Here is a 21,582-nt window from a genome sequence, read left to right as displayed (position 1 = left end):
CATGACCCTCGACAAAGCCATCGCCGACGCCCTGCGGGCCGCCTCCACCGCGACGCTCACCACCGTGCTGCTGAAGAAGGGCATTCGCCGGTGCTGGATGAAGGGGCCGATGCCGGCCTTCAACGCGTCGGAGAAGATGGTGGGGCGCGCCTTCACGCTGCGTTTCGTGCCAGCCCGCGAAGATCTGGCGACCCCGGAATCCTGGGCCTCCCCGATTTCCACCCGTGCGGCCATCGAGGCCATGCCGGAGGGCTGCATCGCGGTGATCGACTCCATGGGCGTCACCGATGCGGGCGTTTTCGGCGACATCCTCACCGCCCGCATGCGGAAGCGCGGCGTGGCGGCGCTCGTCACGGATGGGGTGGTGCGCGATGCGGTTGGCGTCGAGGGCACGAACCTGCCGGTCTGGTGTGCGGGTGTGGCCGCTCCTCCCTCGGTCGCGGGCCTGACCTTCGTGGGGTGGCAGGAGCCCATCGGCTGCGGGGGCGTCGCCGTGTTCCCGGATGACGTAATCGTCGCCGACCGGGATGGCGTCGTGGTGATCCCGGCTGCCATGGTGGAAGAGGTCGCCAAGGCGGCGGTGGCGCAGGAGCACTACGAGATGTGGGTCATGCGCGAGGTTGAGAAGGGCGTCCCCCTCCCCGGCCTGTACCCGCCGAACGCCGAGACCAAGGCCCGCTACGAGGCCGAGTTGAACAAGCAGTAAGTCTTACGGCTCCAACCGCCTGAGCCCTCATCCTGAGGAGGCCGTCAGGCCGTCTCGAAGGACGAGGGCGCCTCCGGCATTCACTGGAACCTCCTTCGAGACGGTGCTTCGCACCTCCTCAGGATGAGGTCTGTGGTTGGGAAAATGCCTTGAGACTTCAAGAACAGGGATGGCGGGTGTTCTACTACCTCTCCAAAGTCGCGTGGTTCTTCGCCACCCCATCCAACCTGCTGGTCAGCCTCGTCCTGCTGGGGCTGGTCCTGGCCCTCTTCAAGCGGTTGCGCCGTTTCGGCATCGGCCTGAGCCTCGTCGTGACGCTGGCCACCCTCGCCCTCGGCCTCCTGCCGGTTGCGAGCTACCTCCTGATCCCGCTGGAGGAACGCTTCCCGCCCTTCCGTGACGACGGCAGACCTGTCGACGGGATCATTCTGCTGGGCGGTGCCGTCGAGGCCTCCGACTCGGTTTCCCGGGGCAGCATCGTCGCCAATGAATCGGCCGAGCGGGTGCTCGATACGATCCGGCTCGCCCATCGCCACCCGAACGCCCGCATCCTCATCTCGGGCGGCGGCGGCACGGTGTTCGGGGACGGCGCGGCCGAGGCGCCGATCATCGCGGACTACTTCAAGAGCATCGGCATCGATCCGGCCCGCATCCTGGTCGAGGACCGCTCACGCACCACTGCCGAGAATGCGGTCTACTCGCGAGAGCTCACTAAGCCGAAGGAGGGCGAGCGCTGGCTCCTCGTCACCTCGGCCTGGCACATGCCCCGCGCCGTCGGGGTGTTCGAAAAGGTGGAATTTCCTGTCGTGCCCTACCCGGTCGATTTCCGCACGGCAGGCGGGGCGCGTACCCACCGCCCCTTCGCCTTCGTCTCGGAGGGCCTGAGGCGGCTCGACATCGCCACGAAGGAATGGGCGGGGCTGATCGCCTATCGGGCTACGGGGCGCACGGCATCCCTGTTCCCGGGACCTCAGGATCCCTCAGGCGGCAGCGCCAGCCGGTAGGTGCCGCGGAAATCGTCGGGATCGACCGGCCGTCCTTTGCGCAGAATGACGACCCGCCCCTCCTTCATGAGGCGCACGGCCACTTTCCTGACCGGCTGCATGAGAGGCCCCCATCCATCCGGATGGTTGCCGCCGAGAGCCTGAGCCACGTCGGCAGGCCCGATCGTCCTGCCCGAACCACGCTCCGCCAGCAACCCGAGCATGGCCGCTTCGATGCTTTCGGGCGGTGCGGTCCTAGACATCGGCCTGCCTCAAGGCTGCATCCCTGGCATCCGACAGGAACTGGCGCCGCCACATGACGATGAGCACCCCTGCCGTCGCGGCCATGAAGACATAGGCGCTCATGAACCAGCCGAGATAGGCGAGCGAGAAGAAGAAGGCCCGCTGGCCGCGGTTGAAGTGCTTGCCGGCGACCGCACTCATGGCGCCGGCCTGGCGGGCGACGGCGAGGGCCTCCTCCCGGCTCGATTCCGTCAGCACCGGAACCGCGCCGACGATGATCGCCATGTAGTTGAAGAGCCGGTAGGCCCAGGCGAACTTGAAAAAGGCATAGACGAAGATCACGGCGAGCCCGATCACCTTGAGATCCCAGGCGAGCCGCGTCGGCGGCCCGCCGAAGGGCAGGTCGGCGAAGAGCGGCAGCACCGCATCGGTCGAGCGCAGGAGCGCCAGCACGCCGCCGATGGCGATGAGCGAGGTGGAGGCGAAGAAGGCGGTGCCGTTCATGAGCGAGGCCAGGATCGTGGTGTCGACAATGCGGTTCTCCCGCACCACCATCTGCTCCATCCACTGGTAGCGGTAGCCGTTCATCACCTTGTTGAGGCTCCTCTGTCCGGCCGGGGTGAGTTCGAGCGCCGCGTGATAGCCGAACCAGGCAATGAGGAAGAAGGCCAGTGCAGCGTAATCGAGATTGGTGAAGCCCAGCACCCGTGATCTCCCGTTGACTCCCCCGCCATCTTGTCCAGTTTGTTGAAAAGCTCAAAGCGGAAGAACAGCCTGCCATGCCTCAGACCATCACCCGCGGCTACAAGACCTTGCTCGACGAGGCCAATGCCAAGATCCGCACCCTGCCGGCGAGCGAGGCCATGGCCCTGCATGGCCGGGAGGACGTAGTGTTCGTGGACCTTCGCGATCCGCGCGAGCTGGAGCGGGAGGGCCGCATTCCCGGCGCCGTGCATTGCCCGCGCGGCATGCTGGAATTCTGGATCGATCCTGAAAGCCCCTATCACAAGCCGGTCTTTGCCCAGGACAAGACCTACCTGTTCTTCTGCGCGGCAGGCTGGCGCTCCGCCCTCTCCGCCGCAACGGCGCAGGACATGGGCCTGCAGCCCGTCGCTCACATCGAAGGCGGCTTCACCGCCTGGAAGAACGCGGGCGGCCCCGTCGAGGCCGTTGAGCCGAAGAAAGCCTAGACCGTCCGGCGGATCTCGAACTGTCCCGAGGGGTCGAGATCCGCCTTTCCGCCATCGAGGATCTCCACCTTCTCAACGAGGGCGCCGGCCGGTCCATGATGGCAGGCCTTGAGCATCACCTCGACCAGTTCGGCAGGGCCTGAAAACACCGCCTCCACCGAGCCGTCGCTCCTGTTGCGGACCCAGCCTCTGAGGCCGTGGAGCTGCGCCTGATGCTGCGTCCAGGCGCGAAAGCTCACGCCCTGGACGCGGCCGTGGATCAGGACGTAGAGGGTTCGTCGTTCCGTCATCGCACCTCAGCGGTGGGCATGGCGCGCATCGGTATGGCGCCCGGCGTAGTCGTCGTCGAGGGTCTGGATGATACGCTCCGCATTCTGCGGGTCCACCTTGCGCAGGATCTCGTCGATCTTCGCCTCGACCCGGTCGTCCCCCTCCTTGGACTGAGGCGAGCCGACATAGAGCAGGATGGCAAGGCCGCCCACCTGCCAGAGCAGCTGAAGGAACTCGGACTGCCAGTTCTCGAAGGTGTCCCGGGACATCTCGACGAGATAGTCGGAGAACTGGATCGGCTGGGCGTGAGCCTGCTGCTCGCTCACATAGGCGAACCAGCCAAAGAGCCAGTGGCCTACCAGAGAAACCAAGAAAAATCCCAGGGTGACCCAGGCGTAGCCATAGGCCTTCCAAAGGGAGCGTGGCTTTGTGTCCATGACAGAACCTCTTACGCGTACACAAGATCGTGAGGACTCAACGCCTGCATACGGCAAAGGTTCTGGGAAGAAGCGACGATCCCGCTCAGCGGGGTTTTCGGTCCGTCCCAGGAGGCGCGTGCCACAGGGGGCGAACCCTGGGTTCCTGGGGGACCGGCGCCGAAGCCCGGGTCTTCGGCAGCCACACGCCCAGGCTGCGGATGTAATCCTCCGGCAGGCCCGCATGCCTGGCCGCCTCGACCACGCCTTCCATGTAGCCGGGCAGCGGCGTGCCGGGCTTCGCGCTCCGCCCCACATAGACGATCGCCCGGCGCGGCCCCTGCGCCGTCACCACGGGCTGGACCGCCTTGGTGTAGAGGCCCGTCGAAAGGCTCTCGTAGCGGTCGAGCGCCGGCACATCGGCAAGCGCCAGGTCCCACACCATGCCCCACACCGCCCGCTGCGGATCGCGCACCACCGTGGCATAGCCCTCGTCGAAGATGACGAAGCGGTGACGCATCAACCGCCCGATGCCGACCGGCTTCGAGGCCGGGCAACGTCCGAGCATGGCGGCTCGGTCCATGTTGGAACCGTAGGCGAAATAGAGGGGCATGATGTCTATCCTTCATGCCACTGCTCAAACCTCATCCTGAGGAGCCGCTGAAGGCGGCGTCTCGAAGGAGGGTCCAGCGGGCGCTGGAAACGCCCTCATCCTTCGAGACGACCTACGGCCTCCTCAGGATGAGGGCTATGATGGTGTTACTTAGGCAAATTCCAGGATCACCGCATCCACCGCGAGGCTGTCGCCTTCCTTGGCGTGGATCTTGGCGATGGTGCCGTCGCGCTCGGCGCGCAGCACGTTTTCCATCTTCATGGCCTCGACGATGCAGAGCGGCTCGCCGGCCTTCACCTCCTGGCCCTGGGAGACGCTGATCGCCTTCACCAGGCCCGGCATCGGACACAGAAGCTGCTTGCCCGTATCGGCCTCCTGCCGCTCCGGCATGAGCGCCGCCAGCTCCGCCTCGCGCCGGGTATAGACCCGCACCTCGGCCGAGGCGCCCGCATGGGAGAGCACCATGCCGTTCAGGATCGGCCGCACCTGCACGGCAATGGTCCCGCCGCCGACCGAGCCGGTCCAGACCGGCTCGCCCGGCACCCAGCCGGATTCGATGGGCCAGGATTGGCCGCCGATCGCCACCGCAATGCCGCCGTCCACATCCTCGATCACCACGTCATGGCGCTCCCGGCCCAGAAGCACCACCCGCTCCCGGTCGAAGCGGACGGCGGAAGCGCCGCGCATCTGCCCAGAGATGTGGCGCTTGCGCTCGTTCATGAGGTGGTCGATGGCGGCGGCAACGGCTGCCATGCGCAGCGCCACCTCCCCTTGAGGCGCAGGCGCCTTGAAGCCTTGCGGGAACTCCTCGGCGATGAAGCCGGTGGAAAGCTTGCCGGATTGCCAGCGCGGATGCTGCATCAGGGCGGAGAGGAAGGGAATGTTGTGCCGGATGCCGTCGATGGCGAAGGCGTCGAGCGCCCGCGCCTGGGCCTCGATGGCCTGGATGCGGGTCGGCGCGTGGGTCACGAGCTTGGCGATCATCGGATCGTAGTAGATCGAGATCTCGCCGCCCTCGTAGACGCCCGTGTCGTTGCGCACCGTGACGCCGTCCTGCTCCCCCTCCTGCGGCGGGCGGTAGGTGACCAGGCGTCCGGTGGAGGGCAGGAAGTTGCGGACCGGGTCTTCCGCATAGATGCGGCTTTCCACCGACCAGCCATTGAGCTTCACGTCAGCCTGGGTGAGCCTCAAGCGCTCGCCGGCGGCCACGCGGATCATCTCCTCCACGAGGTCGATGCCGGTGACCATCTCGGTAACCGGGTGCTCCACCTGCAGGCGGGTGTTCATCTCGAGGAAATAGAAGGACTTGTCCTGGCCGGCCACGAACTCCACCGTGCCGGCGGAATCATAGCCCACGGCCTTGGCGAGAGCGACCGCCTGCTCGCCCATGCGACGGCGGGTCTCCTCGTCCAGGAGCGGCGACGGAGCCTCCTCGATCACCTTCTGGTTGCGGCGCTGGATCGAGCATTCGCGCTCGCCGAGATAGATCACGTTGCCGTGCTTGTCGCCGAGCACCTGGATCTCGATGTGGCGCGGATCGGTGATGAACTTCTCGATGAAGACCCGGTCGTCGCCGAAGGATGAGGCCGCCTCCGACTTGGCGCGGGCGAAGCCTTCGGCCACCTCGTCGGCGGAATGGGCGATGCGCATGCCCTTGCCGCCGCCGCCGGCGGAGGCCTTGATCATGACCGGATAGCCGATCTCGTTGGCGATCTGCACCGCCTGCTCGGGTCCCTCGATCACGCCGAGGAAGCCCGGGACCGTGGAGACTTTCGCGGCCGCGGCCGCCTTCTTCGACTCGATCTTGTCGCCCATGGCGGCGATGGCGCCGGGGTTCGGGCCGATGAACACGATCCCGGCCTCGGCCAGCGCCTTCGGGAAGGCCTCTCGCTCGGAGAGGAAGCCGTAGCCCGGATGGACGGCCTGGGCGCCGGTGGCCTTGCAGGCCTCCACGATCTTTTCGATGACGAGGTATGACTGGGCGGCGGCGGCTGGGCCGATATGGACGGCCTCGTCTGCCATTTCCACATGGAGGGCATCCCGGTCGGCGTCGGAATAGACGGCCACCGTCTTGATGCCCATGCGCCGGGCGGTCTTGATGACCCGGCACGCGATTTCGCCCCGGTTGGCAATCAGGATCTTGTCGAACATGAACCCTCGAACGCTCCACCCTATGGCGCATCGCGCGACCCGGGGGCGGCGTCAGCGAAAAAGCGGCCCCGGTTTTCGCTTTGAGCGATGCGCTCACCAAAAAAGTTAGCCCCACCTCCGTTACTGCACATCCGTGCCTTGGGGAAGCGGGGCTTGGTTCAGCATTTAGCTTTAGACGGTCCAGGTCCGTCAGGCGGCGATCTGGGAAAGCCGCGCCTGCTGGCGGCCGCGCATGATGAAGTCGAGGAGCGCCACATCCACATGGCCCGCCTCGTCGAGGATGGCATAGGCGATGGCCATGGCGTTCGGGGACGGCCCGCCCACCTCCAGGAGGGTTGCAAGCCATAAGGCGTCGTCGTTGCTGACCGCGCCCTGAGGCGCACGCTTCCAGACGACGAAATCGGCGATGAGCCTGGCCAGCGCCGTGCCCCAGCCTTCCGCGGCGGTGACGATGCGGTCGAGCGCCAGCAGCGACTCGGCCTCGAGACGGCTCGTGATGCCGTCCCGAAGGATCTCACCCTCGAGCATCCTCACGTCGTCCTCGGAGACATGACCTCTGTCCGAAACACGGTCGATGAAATCGCGAAGTTGATCCGTCAACATCCGTTTGACTCCTCCCGGCTCTTCTTCTGCTCAATGCCGGTTGATCGCTTGTGCGGGAGGACATTCACACGGCCGGGAGGGCTAAACCGTTAACGCGGCATGCTGAATCGCCGTTGAGGTTAAGCCTTGTTGAGAGACTTTGGTTGCCGGATTCTTGCCGAAGCGGATTTCCCAAGCGCCGCGCGGATTTGCCGGCGAGGCCTCGCGAGCCTTGCAATGCCGCAAGGTCTTCCTTTCCGCCCTTCAGCGGCGCAGGTCGGCCCATATGTCTCTGTCACGGCAGCGCAATCCGCGGCTGCCCATTAAGGAATACCGCCATGCGGCACCACGGCATCCATCACGTCACAGCCATTGCAGGCCCCGCCCGCCGCAACCTCGACTTCTACACCCGCGTGCTCGGCCTGCGCCTCGTCAAGAAGACCGTCAACTTCGACGATCCCGGCACCTATCACTTCTATTTCGGCGACAGCCTCGGCCAGCCGGGCTCGATCCTGACCTTCTTCCCCTGGGAGCACGTGGCGCCCGGCCGCAACGGGGTCGGCACCACTCAGGAGACCGCCTTCCGCGTGCCGGAGGGCGCCTTGGGCTTCTGGGCGCACCGTTTCATCGAGCAGGGCGTGGAGCACGGCCGCGTTGAGAAGCGCCTCGGCCAGAGCGTCATGACCTTCAAGGACCCGCACGGCACGAGCCTCGCCCTCGTGGGCATTCCGGGGGCGGAGGCCGAACCGGCCTGGATCGCGGACGCAATCCCGGCGGAGCATGCCATCCGCGGACTGGAAGGCGTCACGCTCCTCGTCGAGAACGGCGAGCGGACGGGCGCGATTCTGACGGACGTGTTCGGCTTCCGGGAAGCGGCCCGCGAGGGCTCCCTCGTGCGCTACCGGACGGATGCGCTCATGGGCTCGACGGTCGACATCCGCAGCGCCGGCGGCTTCCTTCCGGGCCGCATGGGCGGCGGCTCCGTGCATCACGTAGCCTTCCGCGCCAAGGACGATGCCGACCAGGAGGAGATGGTGAGAAAGCTCGCCGAGAACCACGGCCTGCGGACCACGGAGCAGAAGGACCGCAACTACTTCCGATCGGTCTATTTCCAGGAGCCTGGCGGCATCCTGTTCGAGATCGCCACCGACGAGCCGGGCTTCGCAGCGGACGAGGCGCAGGAGAATCTGGGCACCGAGCTGAAGCTCCCTGCCTTCCTGGAGCCTCGGCGGAGCGACATCGAGGCCCGGTTGCCGGAACTGGCATAAGCCTTCCCCTCTCCCTCTGCGGGAGAGGGTGGCAAACGAAAGTGAGCCGGGAGAGGGGAGGTCCGGTCGAGCACAGCCCCTCTCCCACCCTGCTGCGCAGGGCACCCTCTCCCGCTCCGGGGAGAGGGAAAATTTTCGAGGAATCCAATGACCGATCTCTCCTTCATCCACCGCTACGAGCCCGCCACGGACCCGGGCCGCCCGCCCCTCCTGCTGCTCCATGGCACGGGCGGCGACGAGAACGACCTTCTCGGCCTCGGCCGCATGATCTCCCCCGGCTCTGCCCTGCTCTCCCCGCGCGGCAAGGTCCTGGAAAACGGCATGCCCCGCTTCTTCCGGCGTCTCGCCGAGGGCGTGTTCGATGAGGAGGATGTCAGATCCCGCGCCAACGAGCTTGCCGATTTCGTGGCGGAGGCGCGAAAGGCCTATGGGCTGGAGGCCCCGGTCGCGGTGGGCTTCTCCAACGGCGCCAACATCGCCGCCGCCATGCTGATGCTGCGTCCGGAGGCACTTTCCGGCGCCGCGCTGCTGCGGGCCATGGTGCCGCTGTCCCATGCACCGCAGGCCGGCCTTGCCGGCAAGCGGGTGCTGATGATCTCGGGCGCCATGGACCCGATCATTCCGGCGGACAACTCGAAACGACTCGCCGCGTCCCTCTCCGCCTCCGGCGCCGAGGTCCGGCACGAGGTGCTGCCAACGGGTCACAACCTGTCGCAGACGGATCTGCAGCTGCTGGTGAGGTGGTTTGCCGGGAACGGCAAGTAAGAGCCGCTTGTTCAAGCACAAGCCTCATCCTGAGGAGCAGCCGTAAGGCTGCGTCTCGAAGGAGGATCCAGTGCTCTCTGGATCCTCCTTCGAGACGGCGCTGACGCGCCTCCTCAGGATGAGGTCAGAGTCTGCTAGTTGGTGCTTTGAAGAACCCCGGTCTCGAAAAACCGCTCCATGGCGTCCTCGGCCGGCTTGATGTCGATGCCGCGGCAGGCCAGCCAGGCATCGTCGAAATGCGTGCTGCGATAGCGCTCGCCGGAATCGCACAGCAGCGTCACGACGGAGCCCTGCTCGCCGTTCTTCACCATCTCTCCGATGATCTGCGCCACGGCCCAAAGGTTCGTGCCCGTGGAGCCGCCGCAGGAGCGGCCGATGCGGCGCGACAGCACCCGCGCGGCGGCGATGCTCGCCGCGTCCGGCACCGCAGTGGCACGGTCGATGAGTTCCGGCACGAAGGACGGCTCGCAGCGCGGGCGGCCGATTCCTTCGATCACGGAAGGGGCACCTGAGACGGTGCACACGCTGCGGTCGGCGAGGTGCCGGTGGAACACGGAGGCCTCGGGATCGGCGAGGCACAACCGCGTCGGCAGGCGGCGATAGCGGATGTAGCGCCCGAGCGTCGCCGAGGTGCCGCCGGTCCCCGCCCCCACCACGATCCACGTCGGGATCGGGTGCTCCTCCTGGCTCATCTGGCTGAAGATGGATTCGGCGATGTTGTTGTTGCCGCGCCAGTCCGTCGCCCGCTCGGCATAGGTGAACTGGTCCATGTAATGGCCGCCGAGTTCCTCCGCGAGCCGCGCGCTCTCCTCGTACATCTGGGCGGGCGAATCCACGAAATGGCTTTCGCCGCCATAGAAGGCGATCTGCGCGATCTTCTCGGCCGAGGTCGAACGCGGCATCACGGCGATGAAGCGCAGGCCCAGCATCCGGGCAAAGTATGCCTCCGATACGGCCGTCGAGCCGCTCGACGCCTCGACGATCGTCGTCTCCGGCCCGATCCAGCCATTGCAGAGCCCGTAGAGAAAGAGCGACCGCGCCAGACGATGCTTGAGGCTGCCCGAGGGATGGGTCGATTCATCCTTGAGATACAGCGACACGCCCGGCATGGCCGGCAGCGGCACGCGCAGGAGATGCGTGTCCGACGAGCGGTTGAAATCCGCCTCGATGATCTGGATGGCGGTGGAGACCCAAGAGCGGGGGCAAGAAGCCGGCATGGTCACAACGGAATGTTGTCGTGCTTCTTCCAGGGCCGCTCCGTCTCCTTGTGACGGAGCATCGCGAGCGCCCGTGCGATCCTCCGCCTTGTCGAATGCGGCATGATCACCTCGTCGATGTAGCCTCGCTCCGCCGCCACGAAGGGGGACATGAAGCGGTCCTCGTATTCCTTGGTCCGGGCCGCGATCTTCTCGGCATCGCCGATGTCCTGGCGGAAGATGATTTCCACTGCGCCCTTGGCGCCCATCACGGCGATCTGCGCCGTGGGCCAGGCGTAGTTGATGTCGCCGCCGATATGCTTTGAGGCCATCACGTCATAGGCGCCGCCGAAGGCCTTTCGCGTGATCACCGTCACCAGCGGCACGGTGGCCTCGGAATAGGCGAAGAGCAGCTTGGCGCCGTGCTTGATGAGGCCGCCATATTCCTGCGCCGTGCCCGGCAGGAAGCCCGGCACGTCCTCGAAGGTGACGATCGGGATGTTGAAGGCATCGCAGAAGCGCACGAAGCGCGCGGCCTTGCGGGAGGCATCCGAGTCGAGCACGCCTGCGAGCACCATCGGCTGGTTGGCCACGAAGCCGACCGTGCGGCCCTCGATGCGCCCGAAGCCGGTGATGATGTTTTTGGCGTAAGCCTCCTGGATCTCGAAGAAATCGCCCTCGTCCACGACCTTCAGGATCAGCTCCTTCATGTCGTACGGCTTGTTCGGGTTGTCCGGGATCAGGGTGTCGAGGCTGTCGTCCACCCGGTTCGGATCGTCGAAGCTCGGGATCTCCGGCACGCCGTCCATGTTGTTCGCGGGCAGGAAATCGATGAGCCGGCGCACCTGGAGGAGCGCCTCCACGTCGTTGTCATAGGCGCCGTCCGCCACGGACGACTTGGTGGTGTGCACCTTGGCGCCGCCGAGCTCCTCGGAGGTCACGGTCTCGTTGGTGACGGTCTTCACCACGTCGGGGCCGGTGACGAACATGTAGGAGCGGTCGCGCACCATGAAGATGAAATCGGTCATGGCGGGCGAATAGACGTCGCCGCCCGCGCAGGGACCCATGATGACCGAGATCTGCGGAATGACGCCCGAGGCGATCACGTTGCGCTTGAACACCTCGCCATAGCCGCCGAGGGCCGCCACGCCCTCCTGGATGCGGGCGCCGCCGGCATCGAACAGGCCCACGATGGGGGCGCGCATCTTGAGCGCCATGTCCTGGATCTTGGTGATCTTCTGGGCATGGGCTTCGGAGAGCGAGCCGCCGAAGACGGTGAAATCCTTGGCGAAGACGAAGACCGTGCGGCCGTTGACGGTGCCCCAGCCGGTGACGACGCCGTCGCCGGGGATCTTCACCTTGTCCATGCCGAAATCCGAGGAGCGGTGCTCGACGAACATGTCGAACTCCTCGAAGGAGCCCTTGTCGAGCAGAAGCTCGATGCGCTCGCGGGCGGTCAGCTTGCCGCGGGCGTGCTGCGCCTCGATGCGCTTCTCGCCGCCGCCGAGGCGGGCTTGGGCCCGCCGCTCTTCGAGCCGTTCGAGGATGTCTTTCATGGCTGGTCCCTGACTACCGGGGAAAATGATCCCCCGCTTAGCACAGCCGTGCCAGCGTCAAAATCCCACTATGGACGTGTGCTCCACAGCACTTCACAGGCGCGGCAAGGCACGCTACCAAAGAATCGTTATTACGTTTTATGGGGCTGACCATGAAGAAGACCATCCAGTTCGCGGCCGTTGCCGCTTCCCTGTCCCTCGTGGCGGCCGGCTGCGCCAGCCGCTCGGAGGATGTCGCGGCATCCTACGTCTCGCCGTCCATGTACAGCAGCTATAGCTGCCGGGAACTCGCTGCCGAGGCCCAGCGCGTCAGCGCGGCCGCTTCCGCCGCTGCCGGCGCCCAGGACTCCCAGCGCACGAAGGATGCGGTTGCCACGACGGCGGCTCTCATCGTCTTCTGGCCTGCGGCCTTCTTCGTGAGCGGCAACAACGCCCAGACGGCGGAACTCGCCCGCCTCAAGGGCCAGATGCAGGCCATCGAGGGCGCTTCCGTCCAGAAGAAGTGCGGGATCAACTTCCAGCGCGCCTGATCCTGAAGGCAGGAATCATGAGACCGCCGGTGCCCAGCGCCGGCGGTTTTTTGCAAGTCTGGCTCTTCCTAATTCTCTGGGGCCGTCAGGCGGTAGACGAGGGAAGCGGCCCGAAAGTCGGCCTCGCGCCGGCGGCGGCGTTCCATGGCTTCGTAATCCTCGCCCCAGACGCTTTCCTGGTAGAGTTCGTCCACATGGGCGGCGGCCCAGGCCTGGTCCGCATCGAGACGCTGCGCAACATGGGCCAGCGCGATCAGGACCGAGCCGGAGAGCGTGGTCATGACGTGCAGCGCGGCCAGTGCAAAGGGCGAGTCGATGCGCTCGATGGCCCGGCGGATCGCCGCCACCGCCTCTTCCGGCTGCGCCACATGCATGACCCCCTCGCCTAGGCTGAAGCGGGCGCCATGCGCCTCCTTGGCCCAGTGGAGAACCGGGCTCCAGGCAGCCTCCTGGGAGCGGGCCAGACGCTCGGGCTCCCCGGCCCGGTAATAGACGAGATCGGATCCGGCATAACGGACCAAGTCATGCACCACTTCGGCCTGCCGCGGCGCAACGCCGTCGATGGCGGAATTCACGATCCGGGTCACGGGCATGGTCGAGGGGTCGATCTCGCCCCCCTGCGCCTGCCATTCCTCGGCCAGGGCCTCGGCCAAGGCCCGGGAGGGCACGGCTAGAGCCTGCCTGTTGGGCGTCTTCGCGGTGCGCCCGTCGAGGGTAAGATGAAACAAGCCGTCCCGCTCCTCGATGCCGGCGTGCTTGTAGAAGCGCTTGGGCAGGGCAGGCTTCATGCCGGCCTGGGCGGCGCGCATGGGGTTCGGTTCCTCGTTCGAAGGGAACCAGTCTCGTGAGTCGGTCATGGCGGAGAAATAGGCGTTCAGGCTATTTTCTGCGAGGGACGTTCGAGAAATTCCTGCAGACTCTCCTCCAGTTCCGCGTAGGAGTTCACGATGCGGCCCGCCCCCGCCTCGACAAGGGCCGCGACGGGCTGGAAGCCCCAGGAGACGCCGACCGGCAGCACCCCGGCGGCCCGGGCCATGGCCATGTCGTAGCTCGAATCGCCCACCATCACCGTGTCGGCAGCGCCGATTCCCGCCGCGTCCATCGCCTGCAGGATCATGCCCGGATGGGGCTTGGAGGGCGCGTCCTCCGCCGTCTGGATCACGGAGAAGATCCCATGCCAGCCATGCTGATCGAGCAGATGCCTGACGCCGCGCCTGGACTTGCCCGTCGCCACGCCCAGCACCACGTCGCCGCGGCCGTGAAGCCAGCGCAGGCAGGCCTCGGCGCCGGGAAAGAGCGGGGAATCGAAAGCGGGATCCTGCCGCAGCAGGACGAAAGATTCCTTGTAGGCCGCGACGAGGCTGTCGATGGGTCCTTTCGGGCCGGCCAGAACCGTGAAGGCCTCGGCAAGCGAGAGCCCGACGATCGAAAGGGACCGCTCGCGGCTCGGCGCCTCCAGGCCGTGGGCCTCAAAGGCCGCCCGCAAACCTGCAACGATGATGTTCTGGCTGTCGACCAGCGTGCCGTCGACGTCGAAGAGAACGAGCTTCAAGAGGCAATCTCGGATCTTGCTGGCAGGGCTGGCCGGTCGCTAACCCTGCGGCTTGGCCGCGTGGCAGAACTGCGGCGTGTTGATGTTCCAGTTCCCGCACTTGTCGCAGGCCGTAGCCATCAGGCCCAAGCCGATCACGACCACGGCGTGGATCAGTCGTCTCATGTAACAATCCCCCTAGGCGCCGGCACCTTAGGGGAAAATCCTCCGTCCCGCCAGAACGGCCGCAGCCTTAACCCCAAAACTTCGCTGGGCCGCGTTGCCACCGATCATGCCACACTGTAACCTCAGACACGATCAATCGCCTGCTCCGGGTCGCACTCCCGCCATCCGGTGAGGACGAAAGCCGTTGGACATGCCGCCCAGCAACCCCGACGATCACTCGCCCGCATCCGCCCTCCCCATGGTCGGGAGCCCTGGGGTACGCCCCATGAGCCTGATCGGGTTGGAGCGCGAAAGCCGCGAGCAGCAGATCCGGTTTCGGGGGGCGCCAGAGGGACAGGCCGCCCCTGCAACCCTGCTCGAGGGCGTGCTGGAGGGCATCCCCGATGCCTTCTATGCCGTCGACGAGCACCTCCGCCTGACCCATGCGAACCGGCACGCCTGCCTGCTGTGGGGCAAGCCGCGGGAGGAGTTGATCGGACGGTCACTGGCCGATGCCCTGCCCGAGGGCGCGACGTCCGAGGCATGGATCTTCCATGAGGCGGCCTTGAGGAGCCGGGAGCCGCTGCAGGTGGAGGTCCAGTCTGCCGGGCGGTGGCTCTGGTTCACCATCCATCCCCTGGCCGGGGGCGGCCTCACCGTCTGCTGCCGCGATGTCACGCAGTCCAAGGAGGCTGAGACCGCGCTGCGCGAGAGCGAGGAACGGCTCAGGAAGGTTACGGACAGACTGCCGGTTCTCATCGCCTATGTGGATGCCGAGCACCGCTACCGGTTCAACAACAAGGCCTATGAGACATGGCTGGGCTGCTCGCCGGAGAGCATCCAGGGCGCGCACCTGCGGGATGTTCTGGGCTGGATGCGCTATGAGGCAATCAAGCCCTTCGTCCAGGCTGCTCTTGCGGGCCAGCCGGTCGGCTACGAAGCCTGGGTGGAGCTCCCGGACGGCAAGCGCTACGTCAAGACCGAGTACATCCCCGAGCGGAACGCCGACGGTGAAGTGGACGGCTTCTATGTGCTGATCTCCGACATTACGGGCTACTGGCACTCCCAGAATGCCCTGGCCCAGAGCGAGGCGCGCCTGCGCCTTGCTCTCGATGCCGGTCGCATGGCCATTTGGGAACTCGATGCGGCCAGCGACACCATCGGCGTCAACCCTGAGCTGAACCGGCTGCTCGGCATTCCGTCCGACATTTCGCTGACGTCCGAGGAGATCCGCTCGCGCTATTACCCGGGGGAGCGTGGACGCCTTCAGGAGGCTGCGGTGGGGGCCCTCGCCCGAGGTGAGCGATATGTGGAGAGCGAGCTGCAGATCGTCGGGTATGACGGCACCCCGCGGTGGCTCCTGCTGCGGGCGGAACTGCAGGACATCCGGAACGGACAGCCCATGCGGATGCTGGGCGTTGCTCTCGACATCACCGAGAGAAAGAAGAACGAGGAGCACCAGAGGCTTCTGCTCAACGAGCTGAACCACCGCGTCAAGAACACCCTCTCCACGGTCCAGTCCATCGCCAGCCAGAGCCTGAGGAACGCGGCAAGCGCCGCCGAGGCCCGCAGCGCCATCGAGGGACGGCTGCTCGCCCTGTCCCGGGCGCATGACGTGCTGACCCGGGAACATTGGGATGGCGCCTCCCTGCAGGAGGTCGTGCAGCAGGGGATCGCCCCTTTCCAGAGCCAGGGCCACGGGCGCTTCGACATACAGGGCGAGGACATGCGCCTGCCGCCCCGAGTCGCCCTGTCGGTTGCCATGGCGCTGCAGGAGCTGGGAACCAACGCGGTGAAATACGGCGCACTTTCCACCGAGGGTGGCCGAATTGCCATCCGCTGGACCCTGACTGGCACCGGGGGAGGGAAAGGCCTCGAATTGGTCTGGCAGGAAACGGGCGGGCCGCCTGTGGCCGAACCGACCCGCAAAGGCTTCGGCACCCGGCTGATCGAGCGCAGCCTGGCTCAGGAGCTGCACGGGGACGTCAGCATCGCCTTCATGCCCGCAGGGCTGATCTGCTCGATCAGGGCGACGCTTCCACTTGTAGGACAGGCGCCCCCCGCCACACCGGTCATGTAGAGGCGGAGGACGTCCGATCGCCGCGTCAGGCTGCGAGCCGCGGCTTCTGCTTCAGCACGATCCGGCGGATCTCGTCGCCTTCGACGGTTTCGTGCTCCAGGAGCGCCTCCGTCAAGGCATCCAGCGCATCCCGGTGACTCTCGATGCAAGCCTTGGCGGCCTCGTACATCTCGTCGATGATCCGGCGAATCTCCTGCTCGACCTCCCGCGGGAGGCTGTCGCCGGAGCGGGCGATTCGGACCATGCCGATGGCTGGGCTCATGCCCCATTCGGTCACCATCCTGGTGACGATGCTGGTCGCATGGGCGATGTCGCTGGCAGCGCCGGTGGTCACCTTTTTCGGACCGAAGACCACCTCCTCCGCCGCGCGTCCGCCCATGGCGACGATGAGGTCTGCCTCGAGCTTCTCCACGGGAATGCAGAACCGGTCATGCTCCGGCAGGCGCATGACGAGGCCGAGCGCCTGGCCGTGGGGAATGATGGTGGCGCTGTGCACCTTGTCGGAGGCCGGCAGCAGGCAGGCGCAGAGGGCGTGTCCCGCCTCATGGACGGCGACGAGGCGACGCTCTTCGTCCGTGATCACGAGGGAGCGGCGCTCCAGGCCCATCATGATCTTGTTGCGGGCTGCCTCCAGATGCTCGCGGGTGACCTCCTCGACGCCTTCGCGCGCCGCGAAGATCGCAGCCTCGTTCAGGAGATTGCCGAGATCGGCGCCGGAGAAGCCGGGCGTTCCCTTCGCGATGGCAGCCAGGCTCACGCCCCGGGCCAGCTTCACGTTGCGCGCGTGGACGTTGAGAATCGCCTCGCGGCCGGCGATGTCGGGCAGCCCGATATGCACTTGGCGGTCGAAGCGCCCAGGCCGCAGCAGGGCGGGGTCCAGCACGTCGACGCGGTTCGTGGCGCCGATCACGATCACGCCCTGGGTGGTGTTGAAGCCGTCCATCTCCACCAGGAGCTGGTTCAGGGTGGACTCGAACTCCCGGTCCGCGGCCGATCCCCCACCGCCGCGCTTGCGGCCGATGGCGTCGATCTCGTCGATGAAGATCAGGCACGGCGCCTTCTTGCGCGCCTGCTCGAAGAGCTTGGAGACCCGTCCCTTGGCGATGCCGATCAGGGGCGCCGAGAAGTCGCTGCCTGAAACCGCCATGAAGGAGACTCCCGCCTCACCGGCCAGCGCCTTGGCGATCAGGGTCTTGCCGGTCCCGGGCGGCCCGACCATCAGCAGGCCGCGCGGAATGCGGGCGCCTACCTTCGTGAACGCCTCGGAATCCTTGAGGAAGGCGATCACCTCCTGCAGCTCGGCCTTCGCCTCCTCCTGCCCGGCCACGTCATCGAAGCGGTTGGTGATGCCGCGGACCACCTTGGGCCAGCGGGAGGTGGGCTTGAAGTCGGTCTGGATGGCCAGCATGAAGAGAACGGCTCCGACCAGCACCAGCGGCACGAGGATGCTCGCCATCTGGGCCGGATCGAAGCCCGGCTTCCTGAAATCGACCTCGGCGCCCGATGCGGTGATCCGCTCGATATAGTCGGCGCTCACGAGGCCGCTCGGCATGCGGACGAAGACGTGCCTGTCGGCCATGGTCACCGTGAGCCCGCCACTCTCGATCAGCACCCTCTGGACCTTCTTGCCGGCGAGCTCCCGCGTAAAGTCGGAATAGCTGATCTCGGCCACCGGCTCCGCCAGCAGGCGGGGCGCCATGAACACGGCGCCGGCAATGATCAGGACGAGAATGGCGGCGAAGGCAGCGACGCCCTTCCTGGCGAGCAGCTGTCTTGCTTTTTCGAGAACGTTGGTCACCGGCAGCGCCCCCAAAGCGCAATTTAAGTTCTTAGCGGAGGCGCTGTTTAGTCTATTTTGCCGCAGACCACAGTACGGCGAATGGGCACACCCAACGAATGGAGGGGGACGGCGGCTCAGTTCAGGAGGTCGCTGTACTCCTTATGGCGCCGGATCCAGGCCCAGGCATAGCCGCACAGGGGCGTGATCTTCCGCCCCTCGGAGCGGGCGATCTCGACAATGCCCTGCATCAGCTCGCTGGCCGCTCCAGTGCCGCGCAAGGGAATGGCAGCTTCCACATGGCGGATGACAAGATCGGACCCGCGCCGTTCATAGGCGGCGAAGGCTATCTGCCCGTTCCGCTCCAGCTCGAATCGACGGCGCTCCACATTGTCCCGAACCGTACTGCCCATGCCTCAACCCACCTGACAGACAATCCTTGAAACCAACGTGATCCGTGCAGCGGCGTTCCGCAAGCGGCCAAGCTCGGCCAGGAACCAGGTCGATCAAGGCAGGTTTGAGTCTGGGTTAGGGAAAGGGAGATGCCCTCGATGCCGACCGTGTCCCTGGATTGCGACGGCGTTCTGGCCGATTTCGACAAGGGCGCCGCCCGGATCTTCGGCATGGCCCCGGCCGAGTACGAGCGCCGGTTCGGCCTCAAGCGGTTCTGGTCGGAACTCGCTGCCGCCCCGGACTTCTTCAACACCCTGGAACCCCTCCCTGACGCCATGGAGCTGTTCGAGGCCGTTCGGCATCTCAGCCCGGTCATCCTCACAGGCCTTCCCCGCGGAAACTGGGCGGAGCCCCAGAAGCGGCGTTGGGCCGAGCGGCACTTTCCCGGCACGGAGGTCATCACCACCACCGCCGCCCTGAAGCGCGAGCATTGCCGCCCTGGCGACGGCCCTAGTCGATGATCGAGACAAGTACCGTCATCTCTGGGAAGGCGCCGGCGGCGTCTTCATCCACCACCGGAGCGCAGCCGCCTCGATCAGGCGGCTGCGGGAGCACGGGTTCATCTGACCGGAGCCCGGTCAGCCGGCGGCCATCTTCCGTTCCAGGCCGGCCTTCACCGTGGGCCACTCGTCCCGGACGATGCTGTAGACCGCCGTGTCGCGGATATGCCCGTCGGGCATGATCATGTGCTGGCGCAGGATGCCGTCGAGCTTGGCCCCCAGCCGCTCGATGGCGGCGCGGGACTGATCGTTGAGGCGATGGGTTCGCAGTTCCACCGCGTTGCAGCCCAATGTCTCGAAGGCATGGCGGAGCATGAGGAACTTGGCGTGGGTGTTGACGAAGCTCCGCTGCCAGGACTTCGCGATCCAGGTAGTGCCGATCTCGACCCTATGATTGGCGGCGTCGATGTTCATGTAGCGGGTCGACCCGACCACCCGGTTGCCTTCGTTCACCACGGTGGCGAAGGGCAATGCGAGGCCTGTCGCCTGCAATTCCAGGGCCTTCTGCACATAGGCCTCGAAGCCCTCCGGCCGGGGCACGGTCGTGGTCTTCTTCTCCCAGAGCTCGCCGTCGCTGGCGGCCTCCCCAAGAGCCGGAACGTCGGCGAGGGTCAAGGGGCGCAGGGTCAGGCGGTCCGTTGCGAGGGTCACGGGCTCGATGTGCAGCATGGTAAGGGTGCCTTTTCCGATCTGCCGCTTTGTCCCCGATTCAGGACGAGCCTGCAACGGCCAAGGCATATCGGGAAGCTCACCGCTTCCTGATCGCACAAATTCTTCAGTGCAGCGCCGTCAGCCGAGCAGGTACACCAGGCCCGGCAGACCTAACGCCAGGGCGACCAAGGCCCAGGCGCTCAGCGCCGATCGCCAGATGACGTCGCCGGTTGCATTGCGCAGCCTCTTCGCACAGGTCGCAGCCTCCATCGTACTTCCGCTGAGGCACGAGCACAGGGCATAGTGAGCCTGCCCGTCGGACAGTGCGAAATAGCGCATGGCATCGCCGAGCCGGTCGCTTTCGAGACCGTCCGCGCGGAGGATCGGGTCCTCGTAGGCGACGCTCAGAGGCGAGTTGTCCTCGCGGATCCGGGCGCGCTCCGCCGGCGGCTTGTACTCGATCTCGCCGAGGGTGTTCAGGCAGCGCGTCGGATCGCGTTCCAGCAGGTCGATCCATCGCTCGAGGCGCTGCTGACGGGACAGGGGTCGCGGCTGGACATCCGCGACGCTGCGGAGCTGATCAAGATGCTTGTGTTCCATCGATCTCCTCCATGCGATCGCTCAGACAGCCTGTTGGCTGGGTGAGCGATCCGATGCTGCTCCCGCGGCGCGGCGAAAGTGCGACCGGAGCGAAGGAGATCGCAAAAGCTAATCCTCGGGCGCTTCGACGATGGGGTCGTAGCGGCCGGTGTCGAAGCCGAGCAGGTTGAAGCTCTGCTGCATGTGGGGCGGCAGGGGCGCCGTCACGTCGATGGGCTTGCCTGTCCGCGGATGGGCAATGACGATGCGGCGCGCCAGGAGGTGCAGCTTGTTCTGAATGCCGCCGGGCAGCTCCCAGTTCTCGATGTCGAAATACTTGGGATCGCCGACGATCGGATGGCCGATATGGGCGGTGTGGGCGCGCAGCTGGTGCGTGCGCCCCGTAACCGGCTTCAGGGACAGCCAGGCGAGCTTCTGCGCCGCCGTGTCGACCACGGCATAATAGGTCAGCGCGTGGCTTGCGCCCTCGTCGCCATGGCGGGCCACCTTCATGCGCGCATCGCCCTCCTCGCCGTCCTTCGCGAGATAGGTCGACACCCGGCCCTGACGCACACGCGGCACGCCTGCAACCAGCGCCCAATAGATCTTGCGCGTGGTGCGGGAGCGGAAGGATTTTGCCATGGTGGAGGCGGCAAACCGCGTCTTCGCGATGACGAGGCAGCCGGCCGTGTCCTTGTCGAGACGGTGCACCAGCCGCGGCTTCTGCCCATCCTCGCCGGTGAGGGTTTCGAGCATGCCGTCCACATGCCGCTTGGTGCCCGAACCGCCCTGAACGGCCAGCCCCATGGGCTTGTTGATGATGAGGACGTCCTTGTCCTCGTAGAGGGTGATCGACTTCAGGAAGTCGCGGTCGTCCTGGTCCTTGGCGGCGCTGCGGGAGACCGGACGCGGCTGGTCGAGCTTGAGCGGCGGGATGCGGACCTTCTGGCCGGCCGCGAGCCGGTCGCTCGGCTGCGCCCGCTTGCCGTCGACGCGCAATTCGCCCTTACGCACGATGCGCTGGATATGGGTGAAGGCCAGTTGCGGGAAGCGCGCAACGAGGAAACGGTCGACACGCATGTCCGCCTCGTCGGGCTCCACCACGAGGGTCTGCACGCCCGTGGCCAGCACCTCCTGGGCCTCGGCCCTGGCCTGAGCGCGGGTGGGCTGGCGCGGAGCCTCCGGGGCCGGCCGGGAGCGTGCAGGCTTCTCGCGCATGATCTTGGGAGCTTGGGCCTTGGCGACCGCCTTCGGAGCACGCGCCTTTGCCGGAGCCGCCTTGCGCGCGGGCTTGTCATCGCGCGACCGAAAGCCCTGCCGGGTGCCCGAGCGCCCGTTGCGGGCTCCATTCTGTCCTGAACCGCTTTTTCTCATGGT

Annotated in this window: 23 protein-coding genes and 2 pseudogenes; 8 read left to right on the top strand and 17 right to left on the bottom strand. The window is 66.4% G+C overall.

All coding sequences use genetic code 11. The features are described 5' to 3' along the window. The first annotated feature begins 1 nt into the window (after position 1). Both GR303_RS17570 and GR303_RS17565 read left to right on the top strand, forming a co-directional pair. Positions 2-706, top strand: a complete 705-nt coding sequence (locus tag GR303_RS17570; protein WP_161724349.1) for a ribonuclease activity regulator RraA — start codon at positions 2-4, stop codon at positions 704-706. Between the two features lie 149 nt (positions 707-855). Next, positions 856-1,710, top strand: a complete 855-nt coding sequence (locus GR303_RS17565; protein WP_161724347.1) for a YdcF family protein — start codon at positions 856-858, stop codon at positions 1,708-1,710. Here the strand turns inward: GR303_RS17565 and GR303_RS17560 are convergent. Then, the gene (locus tag GR303_RS17560; protein ID WP_161724345.1) at positions 1,677-1,952 is read right to left on the bottom strand and encodes a DUF3253 domain-containing protein; all 276 of its coding nucleotides are present in this window, start codon (positions 1,950-1,952) and stop codon (positions 1,677-1,679) included. The two genes, GR303_RS17565 and GR303_RS17560, sit on opposite strands and share 34 nt — an antisense overlap. Further along, entirely contained in the window at positions 1,945-2,637 is a 693-nt protein-coding gene (locus tag GR303_RS17555; protein WP_343038470.1) for a DUF599 domain-containing protein, read from the bottom strand. The genes GR303_RS17560 and GR303_RS17555 overlap by 8 nt, the downstream gene beginning before the upstream one ends. Before the next feature lie 74 nt (positions 2,638-2,711). Between GR303_RS17555 and GR303_RS17550 the strand changes: the two genes are divergently transcribed. Beyond that, positions 2,712-3,122, top strand: a complete 411-nt coding sequence (locus GR303_RS17550; protein WP_161724343.1) for a rhodanese-like domain-containing protein — start codon at positions 2,712-2,714, stop codon at positions 3,120-3,122. On the opposite strand, the gene GR303_RS17545 is transcribed toward GR303_RS17550, so the two are convergent. The 5 genes and pseudogenes from GR303_RS17545 to GR303_RS17525 form a co-directional block, all read right to left on the bottom strand. After that, positions 3,119-3,412, bottom strand: a complete 294-nt coding sequence (locus GR303_RS17545) for an acylphosphatase (RefSeq protein ID WP_161724341.1) — start codon at positions 3,410-3,412, stop codon at positions 3,119-3,121. The genes GR303_RS17550 and GR303_RS17545 overlap by 4 nt on opposite strands. A 6-nt stretch (positions 3,413-3,418) precedes the next feature. Further along, a complete protein-coding gene (locus GR303_RS17540) occupies positions 3,419-3,829 on the bottom strand; it encodes a DUF6766 family protein (protein WP_161724339.1) in 411 nt (136 codons plus the stop codon). A 178-nt stretch (positions 3,830-4,007) separates the two neighbouring features. Then, positions 4,008-4,421 (bottom strand): annotated as a pseudogene (locus GR303_RS17535) (gamma-glutamylcyclotransferase family protein); the annotation flags it as partial. Between the two features lie 150 nt (positions 4,422-4,571). Further along, positions 4,572-6,572, bottom strand: coding sequence for an acetyl-CoA carboxylase biotin carboxylase subunit (locus GR303_RS17530; RefSeq protein WP_161724335.1), 2,001 nt, complete (start codon positions 6,570-6,572; stop codon positions 4,572-4,574). 189 nt (positions 6,573-6,761) lie between these two features. Then, positions 6,762-7,175: a hypothetical protein gene (locus GR303_RS17525; protein WP_161724333.1), complete on the bottom strand. Its 414-nt coding sequence runs from the start codon at positions 7,173-7,175 to the stop codon at positions 6,762-6,764. Positions 7,176-7,492: 317 nt separating this feature from the next. Here GR303_RS17525 and GR303_RS17520 point away from each other — a divergent pair, with 317 nt between their 5' ends. Continuing rightward, positions 7,493-8,422 carry a ring-cleaving dioxygenase gene (locus GR303_RS17520; protein WP_161724331.1) on the top strand — a complete coding sequence of 310 codons (930 nt, stop codon included), beginning with the start codon at positions 7,493-7,495 and terminating at the stop codon, positions 8,420-8,422. A gap of 147 nt (positions 8,423-8,569) precedes the next feature. Next, complete coding sequence (locus tag GR303_RS17515; RefSeq protein WP_161724329.1) at positions 8,570-9,187, top strand: alpha/beta hydrolase; 618 nt, start codon at positions 8,570-8,572, stop codon at positions 9,185-9,187. A gap of 134 nt (positions 9,188-9,321) precedes the next feature. Here the strand turns inward: GR303_RS17515 and GR303_RS17510 are convergent, their stop codons facing one another. Together GR303_RS17510 and GR303_RS17505 are read right to left on the bottom strand one after the other, a co-directional pair. Then, entirely contained in the window at positions 9,322-10,404 is a 1,083-nt protein-coding gene (locus GR303_RS17510) for a PLP-dependent cysteine synthase family protein (protein ID WP_161724328.1), read from the bottom strand. 2 nt (positions 10,405-10,406) lie between these two features. After that, on the bottom strand, positions 10,407-11,939 hold the full coding sequence (locus GR303_RS17505; protein ID WP_161724326.1) for an acyl-CoA carboxylase subunit beta: 1,533 nt from the start codon (positions 11,937-11,939) through the stop codon (positions 10,407-10,409). A 152-nt stretch (positions 11,940-12,091) separates the two neighbouring features. Between GR303_RS17505 and GR303_RS17500 the strand changes: the two genes are divergently transcribed. Further along, positions 12,092-12,469, top strand: coding sequence for a hypothetical protein (locus GR303_RS17500; RefSeq protein ID WP_161724324.1), 378 nt, complete (start codon positions 12,092-12,094; stop codon positions 12,467-12,469). Between the two features lie 68 nt (positions 12,470-12,537). Here the strand turns inward: GR303_RS17500 and GR303_RS17495 are convergent, their stop codons facing one another. The 3 genes from GR303_RS17495 to GR303_RS25200 all read right to left on the bottom strand — a co-directional run bounded on the left by GR303_RS17495 (position 12,538) and on the right by GR303_RS25200 (position 14,186). Then, on the bottom strand, positions 12,538-13,278 hold the full coding sequence (locus tag GR303_RS17495; protein ID WP_246205677.1) for an ATP12 family chaperone protein: 741 nt from the start codon (positions 13,276-13,278) through the stop codon (positions 12,538-12,540). Positions 13,279-13,343: 65 nt separating this feature from the next. After that, complete coding sequence (locus tag GR303_RS17490; RefSeq protein WP_161724320.1) at positions 13,344-14,021, bottom strand: HAD-IA family hydrolase; 678 nt, start codon at positions 14,019-14,021, stop codon at positions 13,344-13,346. A gap of 39 nt (positions 14,022-14,060) precedes the next feature. Next, on the bottom strand, positions 14,061-14,186 hold the full coding sequence (locus GR303_RS25200) for a hypothetical protein (protein WP_281351493.1): 126 nt from the start codon (positions 14,184-14,186) through the stop codon (positions 14,061-14,063). 190 nt (positions 14,187-14,376) lie between these two features. Here GR303_RS25200 and GR303_RS17485 point away from each other — a divergent pair, with 190 nt between their 5' ends. After that, positions 14,377-16,245, top strand: a complete 1,869-nt coding sequence (locus GR303_RS17485; RefSeq protein ID WP_161724318.1) for a sensor histidine kinase — start codon at positions 14,377-14,379, stop codon at positions 16,243-16,245. Positions 16,246-16,270: 25 nt separating this feature from the next. Here GR303_RS17485 and ftsH read toward each other — a convergent pair whose 3' ends face one another. Next, positions 16,271-18,043: an ATP-dependent zinc metalloprotease FtsH gene (ftsH, locus tag GR303_RS17480; RefSeq protein ID WP_343038469.1), complete on the bottom strand. Its 1,773-nt coding sequence runs from the start codon at positions 18,041-18,043 to the stop codon at positions 16,271-16,273. A gap of 116 nt (positions 18,044-18,159) precedes the next feature. After that, complete coding sequence (locus tag GR303_RS17475) at positions 18,160-18,435, bottom strand: GNAT family N-acetyltransferase (protein WP_161724314.1); 276 nt, start codon at positions 18,433-18,435, stop codon at positions 18,160-18,162. A 138-nt stretch (positions 18,436-18,573) separates the two neighbouring features. On the opposite strand from GR303_RS17475, the pseudogene GR303_RS17470 reads away from it, so the two are divergent. Continuing rightward, positions 18,574-19,042 (top strand): annotated as a pseudogene (locus GR303_RS17470) (5' nucleotidase, NT5C type). Between the two features lie 11 nt (positions 19,043-19,053). Here the strand turns inward: GR303_RS17470 and GR303_RS17465 are convergent. The 3 genes from GR303_RS17465 to GR303_RS17455 all read right to left on the bottom strand — a co-directional run bounded on the left by GR303_RS17465 (position 19,054) and on the right by GR303_RS17455 (position 21,579). Beyond that, positions 19,054-19,644 carry a GNAT family N-acetyltransferase gene (locus GR303_RS17465; protein ID WP_161724312.1) on the bottom strand — a complete coding sequence of 197 codons (591 nt, stop codon included), beginning with the start codon at positions 19,642-19,644 and terminating at the stop codon, positions 19,054-19,056. Between the two features lie 120 nt (positions 19,645-19,764). Next, the gene (locus tag GR303_RS17460) at positions 19,765-20,226 is read right to left on the bottom strand and encodes a hypothetical protein (RefSeq protein ID WP_201752114.1); all 462 of its coding nucleotides are present in this window, start codon (positions 20,224-20,226) and stop codon (positions 19,765-19,767) included. A gap of 108 nt (positions 20,227-20,334) precedes the next feature. Further along, positions 20,335-21,579: an RluA family pseudouridine synthase gene (locus GR303_RS17455; RefSeq protein ID WP_161724311.1), complete on the bottom strand. Its 1,245-nt coding sequence runs from the start codon at positions 21,577-21,579 to the stop codon at positions 20,335-20,337. Between the last annotated feature and the right edge of the window lie 3 nt (positions 21,580-21,582).

The sequence above is a fragment of the Microvirga arsenatis genome (assembly GCF_009910705.1).
Taxonomy (GTDB): Bacteria; Pseudomonadota; Alphaproteobacteria; order Rhizobiales; family Beijerinckiaceae; genus Microvirga; species Microvirga arsenatis.
The sequence above is the reverse complement of the archived record's forward strand: the minus strand, read 5'-3'. Positions and strand labels throughout refer to the sequence as shown.

Excerpts from the sequence above, each read along its gene's own strand:
- GR303_RS17570 (WP_161724349.1), top strand. The coding sequence starts at position 2 with ATGACCCTCGACAAAGCCATCGCCGACGCCCTGCGGGCCGCCTCCACC.
- GR303_RS17560 (WP_161724345.1), bottom strand. The coding sequence starts at position 1,952 with ATGTCTAGGACCGCACCGCCCGAAAGCATCGAAGCGGCCATGCTCGGG.
- GR303_RS17550 (WP_161724343.1), top strand. The coding sequence starts at position 2,712 with ATGCCTCAGACCATCACCCGCGGCTACAAGACCTTGCTCGACGAGGCC.
- GR303_RS17545 (WP_161724341.1), bottom strand. The coding sequence starts at position 3,412 with ATGACGGAACGACGAACCCTCTACGTCCTGATCCACGGCCGCGTCCAG.
- GR303_RS17540 (WP_161724339.1), bottom strand. The coding sequence starts at position 3,829 with ATGGACACAAAGCCACGCTCCCTTTGGAAGGCCTATGGCTACGCCTGG.
- GR303_RS17530 (WP_161724335.1), bottom strand. The coding sequence starts at position 6,572 with ATGTTCGACAAGATCCTGATTGCCAACCGGGGCGAAATCGCGTGCCGG.
- GR303_RS17525 (WP_161724333.1), bottom strand. The coding sequence starts at position 7,175 with ATGTTGACGGATCAACTTCGCGATTTCATCGACCGTGTTTCGGACAGA.
- GR303_RS17520 (WP_161724331.1), top strand. The coding sequence starts at position 7,493 with ATGCGGCACCACGGCATCCATCACGTCACAGCCATTGCAGGCCCCGCC.
- GR303_RS17515 (WP_161724329.1), top strand. The coding sequence starts at position 8,570 with ATGACCGATCTCTCCTTCATCCACCGCTACGAGCCCGCCACGGACCCG.
- GR303_RS17510 (WP_161724328.1), bottom strand. The coding sequence starts at position 10,404 with ATGCCGGCTTCTTGCCCCCGCTCTTGGGTCTCCACCGCCATCCAGATC.
- GR303_RS17505 (WP_161724326.1), bottom strand. The coding sequence starts at position 11,939 with ATGAAAGACATCCTCGAACGGCTCGAAGAGCGGCGGGCCCAAGCCCGC.
- GR303_RS17500 (WP_161724324.1), top strand. The coding sequence starts at position 12,092 with ATGAAGAAGACCATCCAGTTCGCGGCCGTTGCCGCTTCCCTGTCCCTC.
- GR303_RS17495 (WP_246205677.1), bottom strand. The coding sequence starts at position 13,278 with ATGCGCGCCGCCCAGGCCGGCATGAAGCCTGCCCTGCCCAAGCGCTTC.
- GR303_RS25200 (WP_281351493.1), bottom strand. The coding sequence starts at position 14,186 with ATGAGACGACTGATCCACGCCGTGGTCGTGATCGGCTTGGGCCTGATG.
- GR303_RS17485 (WP_161724318.1), top strand. The coding sequence starts at position 14,377 with ATGCCGCCCAGCAACCCCGACGATCACTCGCCCGCATCCGCCCTCCCC.
- GR303_RS17475 (WP_161724314.1), bottom strand. The coding sequence starts at position 18,435 with ATGGGCAGTACGGTTCGGGACAATGTGGAGCGCCGTCGATTCGAGCTG.
- GR303_RS17465 (WP_161724312.1), bottom strand. The coding sequence starts at position 19,644 with ATGCTGCACATCGAGCCCGTGACCCTCGCAACGGACCGCCTGACCCTG.
- GR303_RS17460 (WP_201752114.1), bottom strand. The coding sequence starts at position 20,226 with ATGGAACACAAGCATCTTGATCAGCTCCGCAGCGTCGCGGATGTCCAG.
- GR303_RS17455 (WP_161724311.1), bottom strand. The coding sequence starts at position 21,579 with ATGAGAAAAAGCGGTTCAGGACAGAATGGAGCCCGCAACGGGCGCTCG.